Genomic DNA, 24,507 nt, shown 5'->3' with positions numbered 1-24,507 from the left:
TCAGCCGAGGGAGCCGAAGAGAGCGTCGAGGTCCCCGGGAACCCAGGTCTTCCCGAGGACACCGGCGTTGTTGATCGCCTCGCCCTGCGGGTCGCTGAGCCACACCACCCGCTCGGACAGGTTGGTCGCCCACGCGGGCGACGCCTCCAGCGTGGCGGCCGATTCACGCGGCGACGGCATCAGCAGCACCACCTCGCCCTCGACATCGCCGACGGTCTCGCCCGAGTACACCGCCTTTTCGCTCCCCTCTTCGACCGCGCGCTGATCGGCCGCCGGCCGCATGCCGAACAGGCGCAGGACATTGCCCGCGGAGGCGAGCGTGATCTCGGAGTTGTAATAGAGGCCGAAGGAGTACGGCCTCCGCGTGAGCCGCGGATGCTTCGCTCCCACCTCCTCGAACGCCGTGACGGCGGCGGTGATCAGGCGTTCGCCCTCATCGACCTTGGCGACCGCCTTCGCGACCTGGCGGATGCCGGCCCGCCAGTCGGCGCCGGCGTCCTGCATGTCGAACACCAGGGTCGGGGCGACCTGCTCGAGCTTGGCGACGACCGCCTCGTCGGTGAACTGAGGCCACGCGGGCGCGACGATGAGATCGGGCTTCAACGCGAGGACGCCCTCGTAGTCGATCTCGTTCGCGTACGGGTCCGCCAGGGTGGCGTCGATTGCGGCATGGTCGTCGTGCTCAGCGAGGTACGGCAGGTTCTCGATGTTGTTCACGCCGGCGCCGACGGGGTCGATGCCCAGAGCGATGACGTTCTCGAAAGCGGGGTTGCCCAGGGTGACGACGCGCTCGGGACGCTCGGTGAGGGTCGTCTCGCCGGTTCCGGTCGTGACCGTGACGGGGTAGCCCGCCGAAGTCGGTGCCTCGCCGCCGTCGTGCGGATCGGCGGCCGCCGAACAACCCGCCGAAGCGGTGAGGCCGAGGACGGCGGCGGCCAGGAACGCGAGGGGGCGCATGCGCAGGATGAGCGACATATTGCCACCCTAGCAATAATAAGTGAGGCTACCCTAAATTAGGTGCCGGGGCCGGTGCTCGGGTCGTCTAGATGCGTCCATTCCGCGTCCGGCGTCGGGACGGCGTGCGGCAGGTCCCCGGCGGCGATGAGCATGTCGGCCCCGAGGAGGAACGCCTCGATCGTCCACGCGGCCTTGCCGTCGTAGATGTCGGTGTGCGGGTACTCCGCGTTCGGGTACCGATTCCGACGCGGGGGACGCAGAGCGGCCGTCAGCGTCAGCAGGCGAGAACCCAGCAGATGCGCCGCCCGTCGATCCAGCCGGGGATCGCGGCTCATCAGCTCGTCCATGATCTGCTCGAACACCCCCAGCGTGGCGCGCTCGTACGGGCCGCGCAGCACGTAGTCCTCCACTCCGGGGCTCTGCTTCAACAACGCGGTGAACCGCTCCGCGATCACCCGCAGATACCCCTGCCAGGTTCGTTCTGCGGGCGCGTCGACTTCCAGACGGCCGAAGACGCGGGCGCACGCCAGCGCGTACAGCCGGTCGATCGACTCCACGTGATGGCGGATCGTCGCGTCCGACACCCCCAGCTCGCGCGCCACTCCGGCCCGGGTCAGCCGGTCCAGTCCCACCCGCTCGGCGGCGTCGAGGATGTCTTCCACGGTGGTCAGCGGTGGGCGTCCCAGCCGCGGCGTCGTTGCCCTCGTGCCGGTCGACCTCGTGCCATGGGAGCGCATGGCGTCACAGTATCCAAGCGGCCCTGGCCGGGCGCGGGATCACGCGTGGTATGCGGTGGGCGCCCCGCTGTCGCGGTTGCGGACCAGCGGTCCCGCGGTGGGCCGGCCGAGCGTGTCCAGGAGGTCCTCGATCGAGGCTCGGGCTTGGCCGCGCAGGGGCACGGTGCGGTCCTTGCCGCCCAACCGCCCCTTGCCGCGCACCCGCACGCTTCCCTTCCTCGGACAGGCGCACGTCGGCCACCTCCAGGACACGATCTCCGCCACACGCAGGCCGGCGTAGTAGGCCAGGTGGCAGATCACCCGGGGCACGGAGGGGTGGGCCGGGTGCTCACGCACCACTGCCGGGCGCCCGGAGCCGCGCAGGGCGAAGAACGCGTCCACGGCGGCCAGGCGGTTGTTGATGGTGGCCGCCGACACGCGCGCACCGCCCAGTCCCGGGCATCCGGGTCGGTGAGCGGGTCGCCGTCCAGGGCGCCGGCCTCGCGCGCCTCAGCGAGCCAGAGCAGGAAGTAGCCGACGTTGCGCCGGTACTTGTCGCACGTGGCCGCGCCCAGGTCGGTCGTCGAGGCCGGCCTCTCGGTGAAGGCCTCGCGTTCGGCGTCCAAGTCGCCGGGCAGCGCCCACGCTTCGGCGCGGCCGCCCCGTGCGTGTGTTTCCAGAAGTCACCTGGCCAGTCTGCTTCCGGGAGTGCTCATTTCCGGAAGTAAGGTGCCGCCTGGGGTGAGACCATGGGTTCCAGCTCGGCCGCCCCCTTGCCCCTTCCGGGCTTGCTTGGTTCGCGCCCTCTCAGAGCTCCAGGACGGTCTCGCGGGCGATGGTGACGACGGCCTGACCGACGGAGCCTCCGCTGCGGCTGGCGATGGCGGCAGGAACGTCGTCGAAGGCGTAGTGCTCGGTCACGGGCGGGGTGATCGATCCGTCGCGCAGGAAGGCGGAAAGGGCCTCGCGGGTGAGGTCGCGTTCCGCCTCCGAGCGGAAGAGGGAAAGGGCTCCGCTGACGGAGTAGTCGTTGAAGAGGATGCTCTGAGGGTCGGGCTGCCCCCATTCCCCGCTGGCGAAGCCGACCAGGAGAACGCGTCCCCCGCGGTTGACGGCCCGGGTGGCCTGCTCGTACGCCTCACCGCCGACCGTGTCGTAGATGACGTCGGCGCCATGGCCGCCGCCGAGTTCCAGCACCGTCTCGGCGAGGTCCTGCTCACTGAGGTCGATGACGTGGTCGGCGCCCTGGAGCCGGCAAAAGCGCGCCTTCTCCTCGTTGCGGGCGGTGGCGATGACGGTGGCGCCCAGGGCTTTGCCGAGTTGGATGGCGGCCGATCCCGTGCGCCCCGAGCCGCCCAGGACCAGGAGGGTCTCACCCTCCTGCAGGGCGGCCCGGTGCACGAGGCCGATGTGGGCGACGTGGTACGAGCCGGGGAAACCGGCGGCCTGCGCGTCGGTGAGCTCCGCGGGGGCCGGCATCGCTCCCAGGGCTGGACTGAGCGTGTGTTCGGCGAGCCCGCCGATCGCCACGTCGGCACGGCTGTTGCCCATGATCCGGGTGCCCACGGAGAAGGGGTATCCGGGGCCGGGCTGTTCCACGATGCCCACGATCTCCTGCCCGGGGGAGACCGGGAGCGAAGAAACCAGCGGATAGCGGCCCTGGACCATCATCAGGTCGGGAAGCCCGACGCTGGCAGCCAGAACGCGCACGCGGGCCTCGTTCGGACCGGGCTCGGGAAGGGGGACCTCCACCTTTTCCAGGACGGTGTTCGGCACGCCGAATTCGTCTGCCTGCCAGCGTTTCATGAAGGCGTTCCTTAAGGACGGGTTTGTCGGTGGTGTCAGCGGTGGAAGGAGCGGTGGAGTTCCACGATGTCCTCCCGGGTGGGCGGGGAGGTGAAGGCGGCAACGCGCTCCAGGACGCGGGCACGGATGGCCGGGGTCTTCTCCCGGTCGGCCGCCCGCAGGGCCGGCCCAAGCTCGTCCAGGCTCAGCTCGGTGCAGTATGCGGGCGTCGCCGGCTGCTGGCGCCAGGAGTCGGCCAGCTTCCCCGCGTCGAAGGGGTCGAAGCCGCTCTCGTCCACCAGGCGCATGGCCACGCGCCGCTCCTCCTCGGAGTCGGCCGCGACCGGAAGCGCGATCCGGCCCGGGGTCCCCGCCGGAACGCCCTTGGTCTTCAGGGTGTCTTCCAGGACGGCGTTCCACGCCTTGGCCACGGGCCGGCCCAGTTGCTCGGCCACCCACAGGCTCTCCACCTGGCCCTGTCCCACCCCCTCGATGGGAACGTCCCAGTCCTTGAACGGGACGTAGTTGGTGGTGTCGATGACGACGGTCTCGCTGGGCAGGGAGGCGAAGAGGCCGGCCACCTCCGGAACTTTAAAGAAGGGGACGGACAGGATTACGACGTCCTTGTCCTGGACGGCGTCGGCAGCGGTCGCCGCCCGCGCTCCGAATTCCGGCACGGTCGCGTCGATCGTCTCCGGGTTCCGGGAATTGGCCACGGCGACCTCGTGCCCGCCCGCGCTGAAGACGCGCGCCAGGTGCGCTCCGATTGCGCCTGAGCCGAGAATGCCAATTCTCATGATTCGTTCCTTGTGTAGTTGCGCCTCTCCCCGGATTGGGAGGACGAGATGTGATGGCGGTGGGTATACGGGCCGGACGGACCGCATGTCGGGAAAGGGCCGGTCGCGGCGCCCTTCCCACGGCTCTCCGGAAGCCCGTCCGGGGCATGGCCGGTGGCCGGTGGTCTACGTGGTCTACGTGTTCTACGTGTTGTTCTGGACGTCCTGCTCGCGGTATCCGCTTTCGCCGAATGCGCGCGGGTGGCGCCGATGCCCTGGACCCAGGTCACAGGGCCGGACGCGATGAAGAGGTCCTACCCCTCCCACCGAACGTTCACGAGGAGACCCCGCATTTTCCTATCGGGCCTGTTCGAGGACGTCGGGGGTGTCGTGCACCCTGACGCTCTCGGCCAGCGGCACCCGTCCCATCCGGTATTCGCTCGAAGGCCCCTGCGGGTCGGCCGATCCGAAGGAGATGCCGAACAACAGCTTCATCTGCGCCTCGACGTCCAGGGACTCGCGCACGGTGTCGGCGTAAAAGCCCAGCATCGTCTGCGGGATCCCCGCCAGACCTCGCGCCTCCAGGGCGAGCAGGAAGGTCTGCGCGTACATGCCCACGTCAGCGGCCACCCGCACCCCGTCACCGAACCGGGGCAGGAACAGCAGCGCCACGTGGGGAGCGCCGAAGAACTCCAGGTTGCGCAACGCGGCTCTGCGGCGTCCTTCGGTGTCGGAGCGCTCCACCCCCAGGGACTGGTAGAAGGCCGCGCCCTGTTCCTGGGCGCGCTGGAGGTAGGTGCCCTCGCCAAAGTCGGCGTAGTCGAAGCTGAAATCAGGAGAGGTACGGCCGGCCCGGTCGGCTTCCAGCAGTTGGGCGCTCAGGGCCTCGCGGCGCTCCCCGGAGACGATGTGCACCTGCCAGGGCTGGGTGTTGCAGTTGGAGGGCGCCCGCTGGGCGTCCTGGAGCACCGCACGGATGTCGGCCGCGGGCACCGGGTCGGGCAGGAAGCCCCGGACCGAGCGCCGTGAGCGCACGATGTCGGTGAAGGAGCGGGGACTGGCGGGCACAACGGTTCCTCTCAAGCGGGGTCGTCTCACTCGCACACCACGCAACGCCAGGCCAAAAGGGTTCGTGGTGGTCGCGCGGCTACACTAGGACCTGACACCGGTGTCAGGGGCAAATCGGAACGGAGGCCGCCCGTGCGGATCGGGGAACTGGCCGAGCGGACCGGAGCCAGCGTGCGCTCCCTGCGCTACTACGAAAAGCAGGGCATGCTCTCCAGCCAGCGCAGCGCCAGCGGACAGCGCCACTACGACGAGGCGGCCGTGGAGCGTGTACTGCTGATCCGTCAGCTCTTCGCCGTGGGCATGAACAGCAGGACCATCGCCGAGCTGCTGCCGCACGTCGTGCCCTCTGGGCAGCGCTGCCCGCCTCAGGTGCTGCGCCAACTCACCGCTGAACTCGCCCGCATCGACGCCCAGGCCGAGGAACTCGCCCGCACACGCCGGACCCTGAACAGCATGGTCGAGGCCACCCGAAAAGCCATGCGCGACACCTGACGCCATCGCAGGGGTGTCGGCCCACCACAGCCGTCCCGCAGCGGGCCCTCGGCCGGCTCTCGTTGGGCACGGGAGCTCCTCACTGGGGGCGTCGACAGGGTCGCGCAGGAGGCGCAGGCCCTCGTAGGCGTCGGGTTGGGGGAAGGCGTAGGAGCCCAGGAAGTTGATGTGGTCAAATCCTGAGAGCCCGGTGCAGGTGCTCGATCATGCACATGATGAACGCCGCCTTGTCGATCCGCCCCTCCTCCAGGCCGGGGCCCGCAAAGATCGGGCGCTTCCACGACCCGCCAGTGAGCGCGGCGTGGGCGGCGATGTCCTTGATTGTTGCCATCGCTCAAGGAAGCTGGTCAAGGCAAGCCAGCGTCGGTGCGATCGACCACCATCGCCACTTCCGTTGGGCGACTTCGGTCGAACCTGAGCGCTACCGTCCCCAAAGAAGTGGTCCGCAGGCAGGTTCGTGATGGACAGCGCCCAGGATTCTGCGAACCTGCGCGCTTACTGCCTGCCGGTTTCGTAGGTGCCGGTGAGGGCCTCCAGGACGTACTTGCTCATGTTCGCCGGGTGCCAGACGACGGCTTCGTCGGCGCTGATGGGCGAGTGCTTGGCCCCGGTCGCCGACTACTTCATGTTCGATCAGCGTGTCATCCGCTACAGCTTCACCGCCGGTGAAGGGCGGGGCCTGGACGTCTACGAGCACGTCACCGACCCGCGCGTGATCATCCCCGTCGTGGGCACCTTCGAGATGCTGTGGGAGCGGGTCATCCCGCACGCCGACTACACCTTGTCCTGACACTCCAGCCCGTGTGCGCAAGTCCAGGTGCCGGTGCTCAGGGGCCAGCCCGTCGGCGGCGGGCGCGTCGATGTCGGCGGCCGGACGCAGCAGAACGACCTTGCTCACCTTTCTGCCCCGGTCCTGGAGCGTTGGCAGGCTGGGCAGGGGCAGACGAGCAGGACGGTTTCTCCGGCGCGCCGGTCGGTGGGCCAGCGCGCGTCGATCTCATCGGCAGCCGTCCGGCATGCGGTGCAGGCGTCGGCCTGATCGGGCGTCCACAGCACATCGTTGCTGGTGAAGTCGGCGGCGGCCATCCCGCACAGGGTCAGGCCCCGATGCCCGGAAGCGTGGCGTAGCCGGGGAGTCCCGCCGATGACCTCGTCCCAGCGCATGTCCGGCGGGGCGTGGTAGGGCCGGGTCGGCGCGGGGGCGTGGCCGGGCGGACCGGTATGGAAGACGTGCGCGCCGGCTCCGCACCATACGCACGCGTAGATGGTCACCGCCTCGCTGGGCATCCACCAGGTGAAGCAACGTTTCGTCGGCCGGCCGCAGGCCTGGCACGGGCCGATGTCCACGCTGGGATAGGGCGGCTCCAGCCAGGCAGGCCAGCCGCCGGTCTCCGCCAGCGGATCGCCATTCTGGCTCGTGGTGAAAGCCGGTGGGCGGCGCCCGGGTAGCGGGCGCGACCGGCAGCGCAGAAGGTCTGTCGGGTTCAGTTGGCGAGGGTTTCGTAGTGGGGGTGGTAGCCGACCACTACGTGCGTGGGGCCGAGTTCGGCTTCTTGGCGTGGCGACCTGCAGTCCGCACGTGAAAAGTGCTTTCGGACTGGTGCGGACAGGACTCTCGACAAGTCCTATCCGCCCAGCTCGGGGGCACTTTTCTCGTGTGAACGGTCACTCCCGATCCGCCGTCCGGTGAAACCTCTAGGTTAGGGGCCGGGTGATGGCGGCGCCGATACCGTGCGTACCGCCGGTGACGATGGCCGCTTGGTCGTGTCTGTTCGTGATTCCTCCGTATCCACGAACCAATGCCGTTGCGAGATCGGGCACCCGAAACGGCTGAGGGCGAGGATGTCGGGTTGCGATCCCGCCTCAACGCTCGGACCGGCGCTGTCAACGGCCAAGTGCGTGTGTCACGGCCGACGTCGCCAGGCGGAGGACGCTAGCGAAGCATGCACAGCCCTCCGTCCACCATCAGCGTGGCGCCCGTGATGTAGCTCAGGTCGGGGCTGACGAGTGCGACGACCGCTCGTCCGATGTCGTCTTCGCAGTCACCCATCCGCCCCAGTGGCGTGGCCTTCAGAACGGCGGCGGCCGCGTCGGGCCGCGCTTCGTTGAACGTCAGGGCGGCCGGGGAATCGGCGAACGGGCAGACGACGTTCACGCGGATTCCGAAGCGTCCCCATTCCCGGGCGGCCACCTTGGACAGCCCGCGGATGCCCTCCTTGGCCATCGCATACGCCCCGAAGAGCGGGCTCCCCTCGACCGCTGTGTTGGAGCCGAAGTTCACGATCGACCCGCCGTTCTTGGACATGTGCGGGAACGCGGCCTGCATGCAGTGAAGCGTCGCCATGGGGCCGGTGGACCAGGCGAGCTCCGAGTCTTCCACCAGCACGTCTTGCAGCCGCCGGTTCGGTGGTATGCCCTGCGCGTTGTTGACCAGCACGTCGAGGCCGCCGAACGTCCTGGCGACGTCGTCGACCATGGAGAGCACGGCTGTGCGGTCGGCGACGTCGCACGGAACCGCCAGCGCGGACGCGCCGGCTGCTTCGATCTCCCTGGCCACGCCGTCCAGCTTCGCCGCAGTCCGCGCCGCGACCGCCACCGCAGCGCCTTCCTTCGCCAGGGCCAGCGCGATCCCTCGTCCGATTCCCTGGCTCGCCCCGGTGACGAGTGCCGTCTTGCCCGCAAGTCTTCCCATCGGTAAATAGTACGATAAATTTGATTTGTTGACCAGATTGACCTGGTGTGCAGTGTCGGCGGTGGATGCGAGCGTCGCCGTGGCGACCGGCGCGGCCGGGGAGACTTGGACGGGGCCGGGCTTCTCGCACCGGAGCCCGCGGAATGAGGGGCGCGACCCCCGACGTCGACCCGGTGCGCTCGTCAGGGCGGGTGAGCGTCTGCGGGCGACGGGGTGGACGTGTTGACCGTCCCGACCGACCTCACCGGACGGAAGCGGTCGCAGAACCGGTCGCGCGGTTCCTTGACCAGTTCCGCCGTGTCGAGGTCTAACGCCCGAAAGTCGTAGTGCACATGCGCGGGCGTATTGGATCGGTCGGTCAGCGACTGGCGGCGGGGTCTGTGACGTCAATGTGTCCGGGGTCGTCCACGGCATTCGCGCGCCCTGCAACACGATGTGGCCGAATCCGGCTTTGATGTCCTGGTTTTGGTCGGTGGCCGGTGTTGGTCCGTCCAGGCTCCCCGCGAGTATCTGCTCGTTCTGGCGGATGATCTGCGCCGTCCTCGCCCCGCTGGATCCGAGCGACTTTCGATCTACCGGTTGATCGGTACTCACGGTGTTTGGGGTCGCGAGCGGTGGGCGGCGGGAGGCCATCGCGGTGAGTGTTGGGGTCCGCCAGGGCGCCGATCTGCTCGCCGTGACACGGGCCCTGGGTGTTGAGGGGCACGTGGACGGGCGGTTGAGGAAATTTCACTGAATTAGTTGACGGTTTCATCTGATTCGGGTGATGATTTCAGTGGCCCAGATCACATCGGCGGGCCTGCCCGCGCCGCGCGACGTTGCCATCGGCCATGACCTGAGCCGCCTTGCAGCGGTGTGGCCCGCTCGGCGTCAGCTTGCCCGAGCCCAGGACGAGGAGGGCGTATGCCGGATGACAGATACCTTGAGCGCGAGGTGGAGACGATGCCTCGGGAGGCGCTCCGGCGGCTACAGGAGCGGCGGATCCTGGAGCTGGTGCCCGTCGCCTACGAGAACTCGCCCTTCTACCGGGAGTTGTGGGACTCCCATGGCGTGCACCCGCGAGACATCAAGTCCTTGCATGACTTCCAGGAGCGCATCCCTGCCTTCAGCAAGGACATGGTGCGCGAGTACCGGGCGCGTAGTGGAGACCCCTACGGCGGGCTACTGCAGGTGGCGCCGTCCGAGCTGACCTCGATCACTTCCAGTTCTGGGACGACCGGTGATCCGGAGTTCTTCGCAGAGATATGGGACGGCTCCCCGCCACTGGTCACCGCTCAGGTGCGGGACCTGTGGGAACTCGGACTGCGGCCCGGGGACCGAGTGCTGAGTCCTCCGGGGATCATGCGGAACCTCATGGACTACGGGTACCACGCCCTCGGTGCGGTCGTGGTCTCGGTCGACACCTGGTTCGGCCGCATGCCGGATGTCCTGGAGGCGATCCGGCGTTACCGGCCGGCGTACATCCAGCTCATGTACCCCCAGCTGGTCGAACTGGAGCGGCTGCAGCACGAGCACGATCTGAAGGAGATCTTCTCGTCCCTGAAGGGAGCCTCGTGCGCCGGGCAGCCGATCAGCCCACGGATGCGGCAGAGAGTCCAGGACGAGTGGGGCGTCGAGCTGTACGAGTACACCAGTGCGGCCGACACCGGCACTGCGTGGGAGTGCCGTGAACACGACGGCTTCCACCTGTGGGAGGACACCGTCTTCGCCGAATGCCTGCAGCCCTCCCGTAATGAGCCGGTGGTGGACGGGGAACTCGGTGAGCTGGTCGCCACCGACCTGGACAACCGGGCCGCGCCGCTCATCCGGTACCGAAGTGCGGACATGGTGCGCCTGGCCAGGAGCACCTGTCCCTGCGGTCGCACGCACGCGCGTATGTGGGTGGCAGGCCGTCTCGGTGACGAGACCCTGGTCCAGGGGCGGCCGGTGATGCTGCGAGATGTGTGGAACGCCGTGGAGGCCGAGCCGGAGACGGCGGCCGGCATGTTCCAGATCGTCCGGTCGGCGCGCGAGGTGGAACGGCTGTGCGTGCGGGTGGGCTACGAACCCGCGGCGACCGCCGACACCGACGACCTCGCCGAGCGTCTGCGCGCGGGCATCAGCGAGCGGACCGGGGTCGAGGCGGACCTGGAACTTCGTACCGAGGAGGAGCTGATGTCGACCGTGCGGAGCGTGGCGAAGTTCCCGAGGGTGGTGGGGGCCTGATGGTGCGCGAGGACACGATCGCCCGTGCGGGCATGCTCGATCGCCCGGCGATCGCTTACATCGTTCCCGTCAAGGCGGCGAAGGGGGCCGCCGAGTACGAGGTGACCTGGGATGATCTGGCCCGAGACGCCGCCTGGGCGCAGGAGCGGCTGCAGGCCCTGGGGCTGGACCGTGGTCACCATGCGCTACTGAGCTTCCTGGCGTACGAGGGGCCCTGGTTCCAGCCGGTCATCGAGGCGCTGCGCGGTCTCGGGGTCGTCTACGGGACGGCGGAGGCCATGGGGTGGGATCAGGTCCGCACTCAACTGTTTCATCGCGAGCTGGATCTGCGCGCGCTGGTGGGTCTTTCCGGCGAGACCGTTGAGGCGCTGAGCGGTCAGGTCATGATCGGTGATTTCTTCCGCGACACCCCGGTGATCCTGGCCAGGCCCGGAGCGGCGAAGCGGCTGCGTGCGGCCGGTGTACCGGCTGGGATCGTCGCTCCGCTGGGGCCGGCGCTGGCCGTCGAGTGCGCCGAGCGCTCGGGCGCCCATGTCAACGGTGCGGAATGGAACGTGTTGGAGCGGGACGGTGTCCTTGCCGTGTCCGCGGCTTCGGAGAAGCGCGCCACCGGCAAGGGCGAGATCGTCCTCGACACGGTGGGGAGAGTGCTCGCCGATCGGTGCGCCTGCGGCAGTGCCGACCCCCGCGTGATCTTCCTCTGAGCAGAGCCCGAGCGGGACCGGCACGAAGAGCCCTGGGCGGTGTGGAGACACCGTCCAGGGCCGGTCGTTCCGGGCGAGGTCACATCCGCGACTTCGGCGGCAGGGCGCTCCTGGCCGGTCCCGAAGCGTTATCGGGCCGGCCGCTTTCGTGGCGGTCCCGTCAGGGCACAGGCATTTGGGGTCGCGCGCCACCGCCGGTGGGCGCCGTGCACAACGCAGCCGTCTGGTCGAGTACGGCCTGCTTGCAGGCTGCCAGGTCGAGGGTGCTGTCGGTGAACCATTCCCAGACAACGCCCCGGATCATGGCCACCACCGCGATGCTCACCGAGGCCGCGTCGAGATCGGGACGGACGATCTTGAGCGTCGCGGCCTCACGAAGCGCGGACTCGATGCGCCCCCGGAACGCGATGTTCTGCCGGTGGACCATAGGCCGCAGCTCCGGCAACGAGGTAACCGCCTCATGGGTGATGACGATGTAGGCGCGTGCCGAGGACGGGTTCTCGTCCAGGCCGTCGAACACCGCGCCGATCTCGGCCTGGACTCGCCGCAGCCCGCTTACGGAAGCGGGCATTCTTCCCGGCGGACTCTCCCGCAGCACGTGGTCGAGTACCGCGGCGAGCAACTTGGGTTTGGAGCCGAAGTAGTGCGTCGCCAAGCTCCTGCTGTAGCCGGCGCGCTCGCCCAGATCCGCCAGCGTCATGTTCCCGTAGCCACCGTCGGCCAGCAGGCGAACGGCGGTCTCAATGATCGCGGCGCGGGCGGCATCGCGACGCTGTTCCTGTGTGCGCCTCGGGCGCCCGGTTCTTGACGTGACCATGCTCACATGTTACTTGTAAGACGCACAACTAATTTAACTAATTAGCTGAATCGAGGTACCGACGTGGACGATGGGGGTGTCGCCGTCATCACCGGAGCGGCGAGCGGTCTCGGTTTCGGGCTGGCGTCATGCCTCGCCGCCCGAGACATGGTCGTCGTCATCGCCGACGTCAACGGTGACGCGCTCGATCAGGCGGAGCGCCGCCTGCGGGCGGACGGTGCGGACGTTCTCGCCGTCCGCACGGACGTCACCAAGGACGAGTCGGTCGCCGATCTGTCCGAGCGGACACTGGACCGGTTCGGTCGCGTCGACGTCGTGTGCCTGAACGCCGGAGTCTCGCTGCGGGGGCGCGCGTGGGAGCTGTCGGTCGACGACTGGCGCTGGATCTACGACGTCAACGTGTTCGGTGTCGTCCACGGCATCCGGCGTTTCGTTCCGGCGCTCCTGGAAGCGGGGGGCGGGAACATCGTGATCACCGCCTCCAACAGCGCCGCGACGACCCTTCCGGCGGTGGCGCCCTATGTGTCCAGCAAGCATGCCGTGCTGGCCGTGGCCGAGACTCTGCAGCACGATCTCGTCGAGGTCGGCTCCGACGTTCACGTCTCGGTGGTGCTGCCGGGCGCCATCCGATCGGGGATGGCGGACGCGGTCCGCAACCGTCCGGCCGAATACGGCAGCGCTTCGGTCCCCGAGGAGGTCCGGCGCGCCAGCCGTGCCTACCTCGATCGGTTCGGAGCGGATCCGCGAACGATGGCGGACGACGTCCTGCGGCAAGCTCTGGACGAGCGTCGCTTCTGCATCTTCACCGACCCTTCGGACGCCGCGATGCTCGCGGCCCGTACCGAAGCTCTTCGCGACGGGCGGCTGCCGAGCATCGTCGCGCCCGTCTCTCAGGAGGTCAGATGAGTCTCGCAAGCGTGACGTCGGAGGACGCGGAAGCGCGGGCACGCGACGCCGGCGTGCCCGTCGTGGATTTCGACCCGGAATGCGACCCGGTGTTCAAGGACGACCCGCTCGGCACGGTCCGGGGTGCCCAGCAGATCGGCGACGTGTTCTACAGCACTGCGGCGCGCGGCTTCTGGGTCGTCACCCGCAACGAGCTGTGCCGGGAGATCAGCCAGGACCCGGCGACCTACTCCAACTGCGAGACGTTCACCTTCTACCGGAATCCGCCCCCGGTCTTCCAGATGCCGGCGAACCTGGATCCGCCCGAGCACACGAAGGTCCGGAGGCTGATCGCGCCGCTGCTGTCGCCCGCCGTCGTGAAAAGGCTCGAGCCGCGAGCGCGGGCCTCGGTCGCGACGATCGTGGACGAGGTCATCGCACGGGGCGGCTGCGACTTCATGGCCGACGTAGCGCTGCGCATCCCCGCCGAGGTGTTCCTGGAGCACATGGGGCTGCCGCTCGGGCGCGCCGACGACATCATCGCGACCCGGCTGTTGCCGGGCAAGCTCAACGCCAGTAACGACCCTGACGGTCTTCTGCTCGCCGCGGCGATCAGCAAGGTGCGCGGCATGTTCGAAGAGGTGGTGGCCGAGCGGCGTCGTCGGCCCGCCGACGACATACCGACCCACCTGTTGGCCCAGACCCTGGACGGCCGGCCGCTCACCGACGAGGAGATCCTTCAGCTGTGCCACACCCTCCTCGGTACCTCGCTCGGTACGACCGCCTCCACGATGGCCTTCCTGTTCCAGCGGCTCGCCGAGGAGCCCGCGTTGCGTCGGCGCGTCATCGACACTCCAGAGGTGGTCGGCGGACTGGTCGATGAGGCGGTGCGGTTGTTCCCGGCGATCCCGATGGTGGCCCGGACCGTTCGGGCCGACTGCGATTTCCGCGGGATTCCGTGGAAGGAGGGTGACCGGCTCTTGCTGCTGCTGGGGGCGGCGAACACGGATTCCGAGGTGTTCCCGGCGCCGATGCGGGTGGACCCGGGGCGGGGACCGAAACGCAACCTCGGGTTCGGTGCCGGACCGCACCGGTGTGCCGGTGCGCTCCTGGCCCAGATGGAGCTTCGCGTGCTCATCGAGGAATGGCACCGCCGCATCCCGGACTACCACATCGGCGACCTGTCCCACCTCACGCACGAGGTGTCGGTCGCCGTCCGCATGACGACCCTGCCCCTGGTGGTCGGCACGCCCGTCGCCTCGTCCGCCGTCTGAGCCGTTCCCCGGCGTCACCCCCGACTTCGTAAGGAGGAGGACACCAGTGCCTCGCCTGCGCCTTTCCTTCGATCTCCGCCGCCCCGACTTCGCCACCGCCACTTCCGCCGAGCTCGCCGCGACCATGCTGGACATCTGCGAGTGGGCCGACGGCCTCGGCTTCGACATGGTCTACTTCGGTGAGCACCACGGTACCGAGGACCACTACCTGCCGTCACCGCTGATGGCCTCGGCCGCCGCCGCCGGACGCACCTCCCGGATGCGGTTCCGTCCCATCCTGCTCACACCGCTCTACCACCCGATCCGCCTCGCCGAGGACCTCGCGACGGTCGACGTGCTCAGCGGTGGCCGGATGAGCCCGGTGTTCGCGGCGGGTTACCGGCAGCAGGAGTTCGACATGTTCCAAGTCGGCCTGAAAGAACGGCGCAGCCGACTCATCGAGGCCGTCGAGGTCTGCAAAAGCGCCTGGACGGGTGAGCCGTTCGACTTCCGCGGGACCCGTGTGACCGTCACCCCCCGCCCCGCTCAACGGCCACATCCACCGATCATCATGGGCGGAGCAGCCGAGACGCCCGCCCGGCGAGCCGCTCACCTCGCCGACGGCTTCGACCCCGCAGAACCACGCGCCTGGGATTTCTACCGGGACGAATGCCTCAAGCTGGGACGTGACCCGGGCCCGTGGGTCTCCCGCGGCCCGACCTTCCTGTACGTGACGCACGACCCCGACGCGGCCTGGGCCGAGGTCGGCCCGAATCTCCTGCACGCCGCCAACACCTATGCCCGCTGGATCGCCGACTCGGCCCAGGGGAAGAGCGAGTGGTACCCCCCGATCGGATCCGTCGACGAACTGCGCGCCGGTGGCGCCTACGAGATCGCCACGCCCGAGCGCTGCATCACCATCGCCCGGGAACTCGGCCCCGACGGCCATTTGATCCTCCGCCCTCTCTTCGGCGGCACAGAACCGGAGAAGGCATGGGCCGGCCTGCGGCTCTTCGAGTCCGAGGTCCTGCCGCACTTCGATATCGCCGCCCCGGTCACATGACATCGGCGCGTCGGCAATGCCTGGCGTCGGTGCCTCGTTCCCTGTCCGCGATGGGCTCGGCTCAGGTCACGGTGGGCAGCACCTCTTCGGACGTGCGCAGGATCTTCGTCAGGGCTGGATCCCGGTCGCCGGTACGCCAGAGAAGGTAGCCGTGGACGGGCGGGATGTCCTCGGTGAGCGGGACGATCCGCACGCCGTCCAGCGGCATCTGGCTCACCGCCGAGTCGGTGGTGAAGTGCAGGCCGACGCCCGCCGCGACGAGTGCGACGCACGTCCAGGAGTCGGGGGCGGTCTGCACGATGTCCGGGACGAAGCCCGCCGTGTGGCAGGCGTTGACGAACATGGTCCGCACCGCCGAGCCGAAGTCTTCCGGGAGCGCGATGAAGGGTTCGTTACGCAGGTCGGCGAACGACACTGACGGGGCCTGCGCGGCCGGGTGGACCGCGGGGACGGCGAGGACGCCGCGCTCGCGGGCGACGACGCGGCTGTCGACCCCGGTGGGCGCGTGCTGGAACCTGGCGATGGCGAGGTCGGTGTCGTGCTCCAGCAGCTCCCGAACCACTGAAGGTCCATAGCGGCCAGGGCGGAAGGCGAGGTCGATCCGCTCGTGACGTTCGCGCACGGTTCGTGCGAGCCGGCCGACCATGGCCTGGGACGCCGGGCCGGCGAAGCTGAACCGGACGCGGCCGGCGTCGCCGCGGTGGGCCGCCTCGACCTCGGCGCGGGCGCGCTCTTCCAGGCGGAGGATCGCCTCCGCCGGCTCGATCAAAGCCTGCCCGGCCGGGGTGAGCTCGACGCGCCGTGTCGTGCGCTCGAAGAGCGGGGCGCCGAGATCGTTCTCCAGAGCCCGGATCGTGCGGCTGAGATAGGGCTGGGGGAGATGCAGGCGCTTGGCCGCACGACCGAAGTGCAGTTCGTCGGCGATGGCGCGGAACACCTTGAGCTGGGTGAAGTCCACGCTGAATTATATCGCGTCGAGCATCAATAGAGCCGTTATTGGTATTGGACACGCATCAGCGTGGACCTCGAGAATCGAGGGCCATGAGCGAGAAGGTCGGCGATGAGGACTTCGCCGCGATCCTGGGCCAGGTGCGGCGGTTCGTCCGCGACGATGTGGTGCCGCGGGAGAACGAGATCATGGCCACCGATCGCATCCCCGACGATCTGCGCGCGGCGGCGGCGGACATGGGGCTGTTCGGATACGCCATCCCGCAGGAGTGGGGCGGGCTCGGGCTGAGCCTGCGCCAGGACGTCGAACTGGCGATGGAGTTCGGCTACACCACCTTGGCGTTGCGGTCGATGTTCGGCACGAACAACGGGATCGCGGGCCAGGTGCTGGTCGGCTTCGGCACCGAGGAGCAGAAGGAGCGGTGGCTCGAGCGCATCGCGTCCGGCGAGGTCGTCGCCGCGTTCGCGCTCACCGAGCCGGGGGCCGGGTCGAATCCGGCGGGTTTGCGCACACGGGCTCGTCGAGATGGTGACGACTGGGTCCTGGACGGCCAGAAGCGCTTCATCACCAACGCCCCGCTCGCCGACCTGTTCGTGGTGTTCGCGCGTACACGCGAACCGGGACCGGACGGGCCGGGGATCGCGGTGTTCCTGGTGCCCGCCGACGCGCCCGGTGTCGGCGTCGGTCCCAAGGACGCCAAGATGGGGCAGGAGGGCGCCTGGACGTCCGATGTCACGTTCGATTCGGTGCGGGTTCCTGGGGCAGCGCTGGTCGGTGGTGCCGAGGAGGTCGGGTACCGGGCGGCCATGACCTCGCTGGCCCGCGGGCGGGTCCACATCGCGGCCTTGGCGGTGGGTTGTGCGCAGCGCGCCCTGGACGAGTCGGTCGCCTACGCCGAAGCCAACACCCAAGGCGGGGTCCCCATCGGGGATCAGCAGTTGGTGCAGGCCATGCTCGCCGACCAGTTCACCGGTGTCGCGGCCGGTCGCGCCCTCGTCCGGGACGCCGCCGCCGCCTACGACGGCGGCGCCGACCGGCGGATCGCGCCGTCGGCGGCCAAGCTGTACTGCACCGAGATGGCCGGCCGCGTCGCCGACCTGGCCGTGCAGGTGCACGGCGGCACCGGCTACATGCGCGAGGTGCCCGTCGAGCGGATCTACCGCGACGTCCGCCTCCTGCGGCTCTACGAGGGGACCAGCGAGATCCAGCGCCTGATCATCGGCGGCGGGCTGGTCCGTGCCCAGCGGACGGCGCGGTCCTGAAGCCCCGACCGTCGGGAAGTCCGGTGCGGAACGATGAGGAGAACGACGATGGCTCTGTTGGACGGGCGCGCCGCCGTGGTCACCGGCGGTGCGCAGGGAATCGGGTTCGCGATCGCCGAGTGCTTCGTCGCGCAGGGCGCGCGAGTCGTCCTGGGCGATCTGGACCTCGCCGCGACCGAGGACGCCGCGAAACGGCTCGGCGGCCCCGAGACGGCCGTCGCCGTCCGGTGCGACGTGACCGTCGCGGCCGACGTCGACGCGCTCCTCGAACGGGCCGTCCGTGACTTCGGCTCGCTGGACGTGATGGTCAACAACGCGGGGATCACCCGCGACGCCACCATGCGCACGATGACCGAGGAGCAGTTCGACCAGGTCATCAGCGTTCACCTGAAGGGCACGTGGAACGGCACCCGGAAGGCCGCGGCGATCATGCGGGAGCGGAAGTCCGGCGCGATCGTCAACATCTCGTCCTTGTCCGGGAAGGTCGGCATGGTCGGCCAGACCAACTACTCGGCCGCCAAGGCCGGGATTGTCGGGCTGACCAAGGCGGCGGCCAAGGAGATGGCGCACCATGGCGTGCGCGTCAACGCCGTCCAGCCGGGACTGATCCGGTCGGCGATGACCGAGGCCATGCCCGCCAAGGCGTGGGAGCAGAAGATGAGCGAGATCCCCATGCGGCGGGCCGGCGAAGTGGCGGAGGTCGCGAACGTGGTCCTGTTCCTGGCCAGCGACCTGTCCTCCTACATGACCGGAACGGTGCAGGAAGTCACCGGCGGGAGGTTCATGTGAGCGCGGATGGCACGAGCATCGGGAAGGCGGCGCGCCATGCGTGAGATCGTGATCTGCGAACCGGTCCGGACACCGATCGGCCGGTACGGCGGTGCCCTCAAGGCGCTCGGCGCCGCGGAACTCGGCGAGCTCGCGCTGCGCGGACTGATGGAGCGGACCGGCCTCGCCCCGAACTCCGTCGACGACGTGGTCATCGGCAATTGCTATCCCAGCAGCGAGGCGCCCGCGATCGGCCGTGTCGTCGCGCTGAACGCGGGCCTGCCGGTGACGGTGCCCGGGATGCAGGTCGACCGGCGCTGTGGTTCCGGGCTGCAGTCGGTGATCCAGGCGGGCATGCAGGTGGGCACCGGCGTGCACGAACTCGTGATCGCGGGCGGCGCCGAGAGCATGAGCAACGTCCCGTTCTACTCGACCGAGATGCGCTGGGGCGTCAAGGGCGGCGCGGCCACGCTGCACGACGGGCTCGCCCGGGGACGCGTCACCGCGGGCGGGCGCGACCATCCGGTTCCGGGCGGCATGCTGGAGACGGCGGAGAACCTGCGCCGCCAGTACGGCATCGCCCGCACCGAGCAGGACGAGCTCGCCCTCGCCTCGCACCGGCGGGCGGTCGCCGCGCAGGAGTCCGGAGTGTTCGCCGAGGAGATCGTCCCGGTCACGGTCCGGACGCGCAAGGGCGAGGTCGTCGTCGACACCGACGAGCACCCCCGCGCCGACGCCTCCCTCGAGACGCTCGCCGGGCTGCGACCGGTGATGGGCGGGCGGGACCCAGAGGCGACTGTCACCGCGGGCAACGCCAGCGGGCAGAACGACGCGGCGGCGATGTGCGTCGTCACCCACCCCGACCGGGCCGAGGCCCTCGGCCTGCGGCCGCTCGTCCGGCTCGTGTCGTGGGCGGTCGCCGGCGTGCCGCCCGCGACGATGGGCATCGGGCCCGTCCCCGCCTCGAAGGCGGCGCTCGAACGCGCCGGGCTCACGATGTCCGACATCGATCTCGTCGAGCTCAACGAGGCGTTCGCCGCGCAGGTGCTCGCCTGCACCCGGGAATGGGGCTTCGGCGCGGACGACTTCGAGCGCCTCAACGTGCACGGGTCGGGAATCTCGCTGGGCCACCCGGTCGGCGCCACCGGCACGCGCATCCTGGCCACGCTCGCGCGGGAGATGCACCGGCGCCAGGCCCGCTACGGGCTGGAGACGATGTGCATCGGCGGCGGCCAGGGCCTCGCCGCGGTCTTCGAGCGGGTCGGCGCATGAGCACGGCGCGAAGCCGTCCCCGCCGGATCGGCCGATCCTCGACACCCGCCTGATAAGGAGAACGACCTTGGCTCGCCTCGCCCAGACGGCCGGACTCACCGACGTGCAGCAGGAGATCCTCGCGGCGGTCCGCGACTTCGTGGACAGGGAGATCATCCCGAACGCCCAGGCGCTCGAGCACGCCGACGAGTACCCGGCCGACATCGTGGACGGCATGAAGGAGATGGGGCTCTTCGGCCTGACCATCCCCGAGGAGTACGGCGGGCTGGGCGAGTCGCTGCTGACGTACGCGCTCGTCGTCGAGCAGATCGCCCGCGGCTGGATGAGCGTGTCCGGCGTGATCAACACCCACTTCATCGTCGCGCACATGATCAACCGGCACGGCACCCCGGAGCAGAAGCAGAGGTACCTGCCGCGCATGGCCACCGGCCAGGTCCGCGGCTCCTTCTCGATGTCCGAGCCCGACCTCGGCTCCGACGTCGCCGCGATCAAGACCCGGGCCCGCCGCGACGGTGACGAGTACGTCGTCGACGGCACGAAGATGTGGCTGACCAACGGCGGCAGCTCCAACCTGATCGCCTTGCTGGCCCGCACCGACGAGGGGGCCGACAAGCCGCACCAGAACCTGACGGCCTTCCTGGTCGAGAAGCCGGAGGGGTTCGGCGAGGTCATGCCCGGCCTGACCATCCCCGGCAAGATCGACAAGATGGGGTACAAGGGCGTCGACACCACCGAGGCCGTCTTCGACGGCTTCCGCATCGGCGCCGGAAACGTCCTCGGCGACGCGCCCGGCAAGGGCTTCGCGTTCATGATGGACGGCGTCGAGGTCGGCCGGGTCAACGTGGCCGCGCGCGCCTGCGGCGTCGCCGTCCGCTCGTTCGAGCTGGCGGCCGAGTACGCCCGGCAGCGCCGGACCTTCGGCAAGGCGATCGCGGACCACCAGGCCATCGCGTTCAAGCTCGCCGAGATGGCCACCAAGGTCGAGGCGGCCCACCTGATGATGGTCAACGCGGCGCGGCTGAAGGACTCCGGCGAGCGCAACGACGTCGAAGCCGGCATGGCCAAGCTACTGGCCAGCGAGTACTGCGCCGAGGTCACCCAGGACGCGTTCCGCATCCACGGCGGTTACGGCTACTCCAAGGAGTACGAGATCGAGCGGCTCATGCGCGAGGCGCCGTTCCTGCTGATCGGTGAGGGCACCAGCGAGATCCAGAAAATGATCATCAGCCGCGGTCTGCTGAGCGAGTACGGCCCACGAGCCTGAACGCGGCCCTGGACGCGGGAGCCGCCCCGTGGAGCAAGGGACGGTTCCCGCCGGACGGTGCGTCACACCTTGGTGGCGCCCATGTCCAGGGTCAGCTGCGTTCCGGTGACGGTCCGGGAAAGGTCGGGTCCCGCACGGCGGCCTCGAGTGCGGCGGAGTCCCGCACGTCGGCTCGGCGGACGACGACAAGTCGTCCGTCGGCCTTGACAAGCCGGGCGGTCTCCTCCAGGTCGGCCTCCGACGCCGGGGGATAGCCGTTGTTCGCCGAGGTGGGAGCGCACACGTCCACGGCGATGATCGACGCACCCTCCCGGGCCAGACGGACGGCGTGACTACGCCCCTGCCCGCGTACGGCGCCGGTGACGGACGCGACTCCGTCCTGAAGCAGCATGATCCTCCGATCGGTCAGCGAGCGGCCGGTCCCGTCTGGGCATGCACCACCGCAATCCAGAGCAAGTAGATTTAATATTATACTGTTTTAACTTTTACTGGCTGGGGGTGACCGATGGGCGAGCACGGCGCATCCGGCGTCGCGCCGGGGACGGACGAGTCGGCGATCATTCCGCTCGGGTCATCAGGTGACAACGCGGAACAGAGCATCGACCGCCCGTTCGCGACGCCGGCCCCGCATCTGGGCGCACTGCTCTGGATGACGGTCGATCGGTCCCCGCGCGCCGAGGCGGTGGTGGACCTCGGTACGGGGCGACGGCTGGATTACGCGGAGCTGTGGGAGACGTCGTCGGGTATCGCGGGAGGTCTGGTCCGCGCCGGCGTCCGGCCGGGCGACCGGGTCGCGATCAGGCTGCCGAACGGCGCCGACTGGTGCCTGGCCTTCCTCGGCGCCACCCTCGCGGGAGCGGTGCCGGTGCCGGTCAACACCCGGCTCGCCGCCGCCGAGGTGGAGTTCATCGTGCGCGACAGCGGCGCCGCCGCCGTCCTGGACGGCTCCAGCGCTCTCCCTCACGGGGGTCGTCCGAGGGACGCCGACCCGCTTCCGGGGGAGCCGGCCGCCATCTTCTACACCAGTGGGACGACCGGCAGGCCGAAGGGCGCCGTGCTCTCCCATCGCGCCCTGCTCTCGGCGGTCGAGCAATGCCGACGGGTCCTGGAACTGGGACCGGTCGAGCCCATGCGCAACCTCATCGCCGCCCCTCTGTTCCATGTCCTGGCCAGCGGTGTGCAATGGCTGCCGGCTCTCGCGGCGGGCGGAACCGCCGTGATCATGCCCGCCTTCGAGGCGGGGGCATGGCTACGGGCCGTGCGCGACGAACGCGTCGACGTCCTCAACGGTGTTCCGGCCATGTACTGGCGGGCGCTCCGGCATCCGGGCTTCCGCGATCTCGACGTCTCGCGCATCCGGCGCGTCAGCTACGGGGCGGCTCCGACACCGCCCGCCCAGGTGCGGGCCCTGCTCGAAGCCTTCCCCGCCGCCCGCATGGCGCCCGGATACGGGCTGACGGAGGCGCCGGGCGTCACGTGCCTCGTGCACGAGGACGTCCTCGACCACGCCGACACGGTCGGCACCGCCGTTCCCGCGACCGAGTTGGCTCTGCTCGGGCCGGAGGCGACGCGGGGCGTGGGGCAGCTCCTCGTACGCGGCCCCCAGGTGATGAGCGGGTACTGGAACCGGCCCGACGCGACGGCGCGATCCCTCCGGAGCGGCTGGCTGCACACCGGTGACCTGGTGGACGTCGACGACCGTGGCCGGGTGCGCATCCTCGACCGTCGCACCGACCTCATCAACCGCGGTGGCGAGAACGTCTACAGCGTGGAGGTCGAACGGGTGCTCGCCGCCCACCCGGCGCTGGAGGAGGTCGCGGTCGTCGGCGTACCCGACGCGATGATGGGGCAGAAGGTCGGCGCGGTCGCCGTGCCCCGTCCCGGGGAGACGGTGGACCCGGGCGAGCTCGTCCGGCTGGCGGGGGAGCGGCTGGCGGACTTCAAGGTTCCGCAGTACCTCGTGTTGCAGGATGACCCGCTGCCGCGTAACGCCGGCGGCAAGGTCGACAAGGTCGCCTTGCGCGCCCGGTCGGACTGGGGGCCCGCGCTCCGGTAGGTCACCGGCCCGCGGAACGTCACATGGCGAGCAAGTCCAATGGAATCGATCTGGAGTGATCATGCGCGTGTTCGGCAACCTCGACGATCTCCGCGGTGCTCGGGGCGACGTCCTCGGGACGAGCGACTGGTTGACGGTCGATCAGGCGCGCATCGACGCGTTCGCCGAAGCGACCGGCGATCGCCAGTGGATCCACGTGGATCCGGAACGTGCGGCCTCCGGCCCGTTCGGCGCCACGATCGCCCACGGATACCTCACGCTTTCCCTGCTGCCGTATTTCGCGTCCCAGAACTACCGGATCGAGGGGGCCCGCATGTCGGTCAACTATGGAGTGAACAAGGTGCGGTTCATCAGCCCGGTGCGCGTCGGTTCGCGGTTGCGCGGCATCACCGAGCTGGTCGAGGTCGGCGACCTGGACGCCGGGGCGCAGTTGCTGTTCCGTACCACCATCGAACTCGAAGGCTCGGACAAGCCGGCCTGTGTGGCCGAGACGCTGAGCCGTCTGTACTTCTGAGCCGCCCTCGTGTGCCGGCGGCGTCCATGGCCGGGCCGCCGTCGGCACGCGAGGTCCGAATAAAAGAGCTAACCTATTTAATTCTTCTGTTATCATAAGATCATGGTAGCCGATGCTGGGGCAACTCCCGCGATGCCCGACGGAGAGCGGGTGCTCCGGGCCGGAGCCGATGGCCAGGCCGGTGGCTCCGCTCGACTCGGCCGGAGCGTTCGTGTGCCCAAGATGGCCGAACTGGTGGCGGCCCAGCTTCGCCGGAAGATCGTCAGGGGTGAACTGGTCGGAGGCGAGGCGCTGCCGGCCGAGACCACCCTGATGGAGGAGTTCTCGGTCTCACGGCCGACGTTGCGTGAAGCCTTCCGGGTGCTCGAATCCGAGGCACTGATCAGTATTCGGCGCGGCGCCCGGGGAGGCGCACGGGTCCAGGTGCCGCGCGGGGAGGTGGCGGCCAGGTACGCGGGACTGGTCCTGGAGCATCGCGGCACCACGCTCCAGGACCTCTACGAGGCCCGCAACCTGATCGAGGCCCCGTGCGCGGGGCTGCTCGCCCGCCGCGCCACGGCCGACGACCTCGCGAGACTGACCGAGGCCGTGCGCGAGGCCGAGTGCCTCATCGATGATCCGCCCTCCTTCATCCGCGCCCACATGCAGTTCCATGCCCTGGTTGTCGACCTTTCCGGCAACGAGACCATGCGGGTGCTCAACGGCATGGTGCGGCACATCATCGATCAGGCGAACTGGTCGCACGTGGATCTCGACGCCGGAAGCCCGGAGAACATCGTGGCCAACAGGAAGGGCTTCCGCGCACACGTTCGGCTCGTGGAGCTCGTCGCGGCGGGACAGGCGGCCGAGGCCGAGGAGCTGTGGCGCTTCCATCTTCAGGAGGCCGGAAAGTACCTGCTCAACAACAAGTCGATGATCTTCGTTCCGGCGGTCGCCGCGATGGTGTTCGTTTCGGTGTTCGTCATGTCCTCGAGTCAATCGGCGGACGGGTCCGGCCACCATCGTCGAG

At 69.4% G+C, this 24,507-nt stretch carries 26 protein-coding genes; 14 read left to right on the top strand and 12 right to left on the bottom strand.

Annotated features, from left to right (window positions below; translation table 11 throughout):
- From AB0L25_RS38400 to AB0L25_RS38375, 6 genes are all read right to left on the bottom strand, one after another.
- Window positions 1-975, bottom strand: coding sequence for an ABC transporter substrate-binding protein (locus AB0L25_RS38400; protein WP_500178240.1), 975 nt, complete (start codon window positions 973-975; stop codon window positions 1-3).
- Between the two features lie 38 nt (window positions 976-1,013).
- Window positions 1,014-1,619 (bottom strand): TetR/AcrR family transcriptional regulator, encoded by a 606-nt coding sequence (locus AB0L25_RS38395; protein ID WP_500178238.1) that lies wholly within the window; start codon window positions 1,617-1,619, stop codon window positions 1,014-1,016.
- A 114-nt stretch (window positions 1,620-1,733) separates the two neighbouring features.
- Window positions 1,734-2,111, bottom strand: coding sequence for a site-specific integrase (locus AB0L25_RS38390; protein WP_500178237.1), 378 nt, complete (start codon window positions 2,109-2,111; stop codon window positions 1,734-1,736).
- A 369-nt stretch (window positions 2,112-2,480) separates the two neighbouring features.
- Window positions 2,481-3,479 carry an NADPH:quinone oxidoreductase family protein gene (locus AB0L25_RS38385; RefSeq protein ID WP_500178236.1) on the bottom strand — a complete coding sequence of 333 codons (999 nt, stop codon included), beginning with the start codon at window positions 3,477-3,479 and terminating at the stop codon, window positions 2,481-2,483.
- Between the two features lie 35 nt (window positions 3,480-3,514).
- Window positions 3,515-4,255 carry an NADPH-dependent F420 reductase gene (locus AB0L25_RS38380; protein WP_500178234.1) on the bottom strand — a complete coding sequence of 247 codons (741 nt, stop codon included), beginning with the start codon at window positions 4,253-4,255 and terminating at the stop codon, window positions 3,515-3,517.
- Window positions 4,256-4,591: 336 nt separating this feature from the next.
- Window positions 4,592-5,302, bottom strand: a complete 711-nt coding sequence (locus AB0L25_RS38375) for a nitroreductase (protein WP_500178232.1) — start codon at window positions 5,300-5,302, stop codon at window positions 4,592-4,594.
- 132 nt (window positions 5,303-5,434) lie between these two features.
- Between AB0L25_RS38375 and AB0L25_RS38370 the strand changes: the two genes are divergently transcribed.
- Window positions 5,435-5,794 (top strand): MerR family transcriptional regulator, encoded by a 360-nt coding sequence (locus tag AB0L25_RS38370; RefSeq protein ID WP_500178230.1) that lies wholly within the window; start codon window positions 5,435-5,437, stop codon window positions 5,792-5,794.
- A 172-nt stretch (window positions 5,795-5,966) separates the two neighbouring features.
- On the opposite strand, the gene AB0L25_RS38365 is transcribed toward AB0L25_RS38370, so the two are convergent.
- Window positions 5,967-6,125: a hypothetical protein gene (locus AB0L25_RS38365; protein ID WP_500178229.1), complete on the bottom strand. Its 159-nt coding sequence runs from the start codon at window positions 6,123-6,125 to the stop codon at window positions 5,967-5,969.
- Between the two features lie 258 nt (window positions 6,126-6,383).
- Here AB0L25_RS38365 and AB0L25_RS38360 point away from each other — a divergent pair, with 258 nt between their 5' ends.
- The gene (locus AB0L25_RS38360; protein WP_500178227.1) at window positions 6,384-6,584 is read left to right on the top strand and encodes a DUF6879 family protein; all 201 of its coding nucleotides are present in this window, start codon (window positions 6,384-6,386) and stop codon (window positions 6,582-6,584) included.
- 104 nt (window positions 6,585-6,688) lie between these two features.
- Here the strand turns inward: AB0L25_RS38360 and AB0L25_RS38355 are convergent, their stop codons facing one another.
- A complete protein-coding gene (locus AB0L25_RS38355; RefSeq protein WP_500178226.1) occupies window positions 6,689-7,141 on the bottom strand; it encodes a hypothetical protein in 453 nt (150 codons plus the stop codon).
- Between the two features lie 586 nt (window positions 7,142-7,727).
- The gene (locus tag AB0L25_RS38350) at window positions 7,728-8,486 is read right to left on the bottom strand and encodes an SDR family NAD(P)-dependent oxidoreductase (protein ID WP_500178224.1); all 759 of its coding nucleotides are present in this window, start codon (window positions 8,484-8,486) and stop codon (window positions 7,728-7,730) included.
- 903 nt (window positions 8,487-9,389) lie between these two features.
- On the opposite strand from AB0L25_RS38350, the gene AB0L25_RS38345 reads away from it, so the two are divergent.
- Window positions 9,390-10,691 carry a phenylacetate--CoA ligase family protein gene (locus tag AB0L25_RS38345; RefSeq protein ID WP_500178222.1) on the top strand — a complete coding sequence of 434 codons (1,302 nt, stop codon included), beginning with the start codon at window positions 9,390-9,392 and terminating at the stop codon, window positions 10,689-10,691.
- Window positions 10,691-11,395, top strand: a complete 705-nt coding sequence (locus AB0L25_RS38340) for a hypothetical protein (protein ID WP_500178220.1) — start codon at window positions 10,691-10,693, stop codon at window positions 11,393-11,395. The genes AB0L25_RS38345 and AB0L25_RS38340 overlap by 1 nt, the downstream gene beginning before the upstream one ends.
- A gap of 160 nt (window positions 11,396-11,555) precedes the next feature.
- On the opposite strand, the gene AB0L25_RS38335 is transcribed toward AB0L25_RS38340, so the two are convergent.
- Window positions 11,556-12,212: a TetR/AcrR family transcriptional regulator gene (locus tag AB0L25_RS38335; RefSeq protein ID WP_500178219.1), complete on the bottom strand. Its 657-nt coding sequence runs from the start codon at window positions 12,210-12,212 to the stop codon at window positions 11,556-11,558.
- Window positions 12,213-12,275: 63 nt separating this feature from the next.
- On the opposite strand from AB0L25_RS38335, the gene AB0L25_RS38330 reads away from it, so the two are divergent.
- Genes AB0L25_RS38330 through AB0L25_RS38320 form a run of 3 tightly spaced genes read left to right on the top strand, consistent with a single transcriptional unit; the run spans window position 12,276 to window position 15,413 of the window.
- Window positions 12,276-13,118, top strand: a complete 843-nt coding sequence (locus AB0L25_RS38330) for an SDR family NAD(P)-dependent oxidoreductase (protein ID WP_500178217.1) — start codon at window positions 12,276-12,278, stop codon at window positions 13,116-13,118.
- Between the two features lie 11 nt (window positions 13,119-13,129).
- Entirely contained in the window at window positions 13,130-14,371 is a 1,242-nt protein-coding gene (locus tag AB0L25_RS38325; RefSeq protein ID WP_500178215.1) for a cytochrome P450, read from the top strand.
- A 46-nt stretch (window positions 14,372-14,417) separates the two neighbouring features.
- The gene (locus AB0L25_RS38320; RefSeq protein ID WP_500178213.1) at window positions 14,418-15,413 is read left to right on the top strand and encodes an LLM class flavin-dependent oxidoreductase; all 996 of its coding nucleotides are present in this window, start codon (window positions 14,418-14,420) and stop codon (window positions 15,411-15,413) included.
- 61 nt (window positions 15,414-15,474) lie between these two features.
- Here AB0L25_RS38320 and AB0L25_RS38315 read toward each other — a convergent pair whose 3' ends face one another.
- Window positions 15,475-16,371 carry a LysR substrate-binding domain-containing protein gene (locus tag AB0L25_RS38315; protein ID WP_500178211.1) on the bottom strand — a complete coding sequence of 299 codons (897 nt, stop codon included), beginning with the start codon at window positions 16,369-16,371 and terminating at the stop codon, window positions 15,475-15,477.
- Window positions 16,372-16,454: 83 nt separating this feature from the next.
- On the opposite strand from AB0L25_RS38315, the gene AB0L25_RS38310 reads away from it, so the two are divergent.
- The 4 genes from AB0L25_RS38310 (at window position 16,455) to AB0L25_RS38295 (ending at window position 20,928) form a co-directional block, all read left to right on the top strand.
- The gene (locus tag AB0L25_RS38310; protein WP_500178210.1) at window positions 16,455-17,624 is read left to right on the top strand and encodes an acyl-CoA dehydrogenase family protein; all 1,170 of its coding nucleotides are present in this window, start codon (window positions 16,455-16,457) and stop codon (window positions 17,622-17,624) included.
- Between the two features lie 48 nt (window positions 17,625-17,672).
- On the top strand, window positions 17,673-18,413 hold the full coding sequence (fabG, locus tag AB0L25_RS38305) for a 3-oxoacyl-ACP reductase FabG (RefSeq protein ID WP_500178208.1): 741 nt from the start codon (window positions 17,673-17,675) through the stop codon (window positions 18,411-18,413).
- Between the two features lie 36 nt (window positions 18,414-18,449).
- Complete coding sequence (locus tag AB0L25_RS38300; RefSeq protein WP_500178206.1) at window positions 18,450-19,664, top strand: acetyl-CoA C-acetyltransferase; 1,215 nt, start codon at window positions 18,450-18,452, stop codon at window positions 19,662-19,664.
- Between the two features lie 67 nt (window positions 19,665-19,731).
- Window positions 19,732-20,928: an acyl-CoA dehydrogenase family protein gene (locus AB0L25_RS38295; RefSeq protein ID WP_500178204.1), complete on the top strand. Its 1,197-nt coding sequence runs from the start codon at window positions 19,732-19,734 to the stop codon at window positions 20,926-20,928.
- A gap of 91 nt (window positions 20,929-21,019) precedes the next feature.
- On the opposite strand, the gene AB0L25_RS38290 is transcribed toward AB0L25_RS38295, so the two are convergent.
- Window positions 21,020-21,319 carry a hypothetical protein gene (locus tag AB0L25_RS38290; protein ID WP_500178202.1) on the bottom strand — a complete coding sequence of 100 codons (300 nt, stop codon included), beginning with the start codon at window positions 21,317-21,319 and terminating at the stop codon, window positions 21,020-21,022.
- A 114-nt stretch (window positions 21,320-21,433) separates the two neighbouring features.
- Here AB0L25_RS38290 and AB0L25_RS38285 point away from each other — a divergent pair, with 114 nt between their 5' ends.
- From AB0L25_RS38285 to AB0L25_RS38275, 3 genes are all read left to right on the top strand, one after another.
- Window positions 21,434-22,984, top strand: coding sequence for a class I adenylate-forming enzyme family protein (locus AB0L25_RS38285; protein ID WP_500178200.1), 1,551 nt, complete (start codon window positions 21,434-21,436; stop codon window positions 22,982-22,984).
- 61 nt (window positions 22,985-23,045) lie between these two features.
- Window positions 23,046-23,498, top strand: coding sequence for a MaoC family dehydratase (locus AB0L25_RS38280; RefSeq protein WP_500178198.1), 453 nt, complete (start codon window positions 23,046-23,048; stop codon window positions 23,496-23,498).
- A 222-nt stretch (window positions 23,499-23,720) separates the two neighbouring features.
- On the top strand, window positions 23,721-24,507 hold a 787-nt coding region (locus tag AB0L25_RS38275), incomplete at its 3' end, for a FadR/GntR family transcriptional regulator (RefSeq protein WP_500178196.1).

The sequence above is a fragment of the Spirillospora sp. NPDC052242 genome (genome assembly GCF_040679555.1).
GTDB lineage: Bacteria > Actinomycetota > Actinomycetes > Streptosporangiales > Streptosporangiaceae > Spirillospora.
The sequence above is the reverse complement of the archived record's forward strand: the minus strand, read 5'-3'. Positions and strand labels throughout refer to the sequence as shown.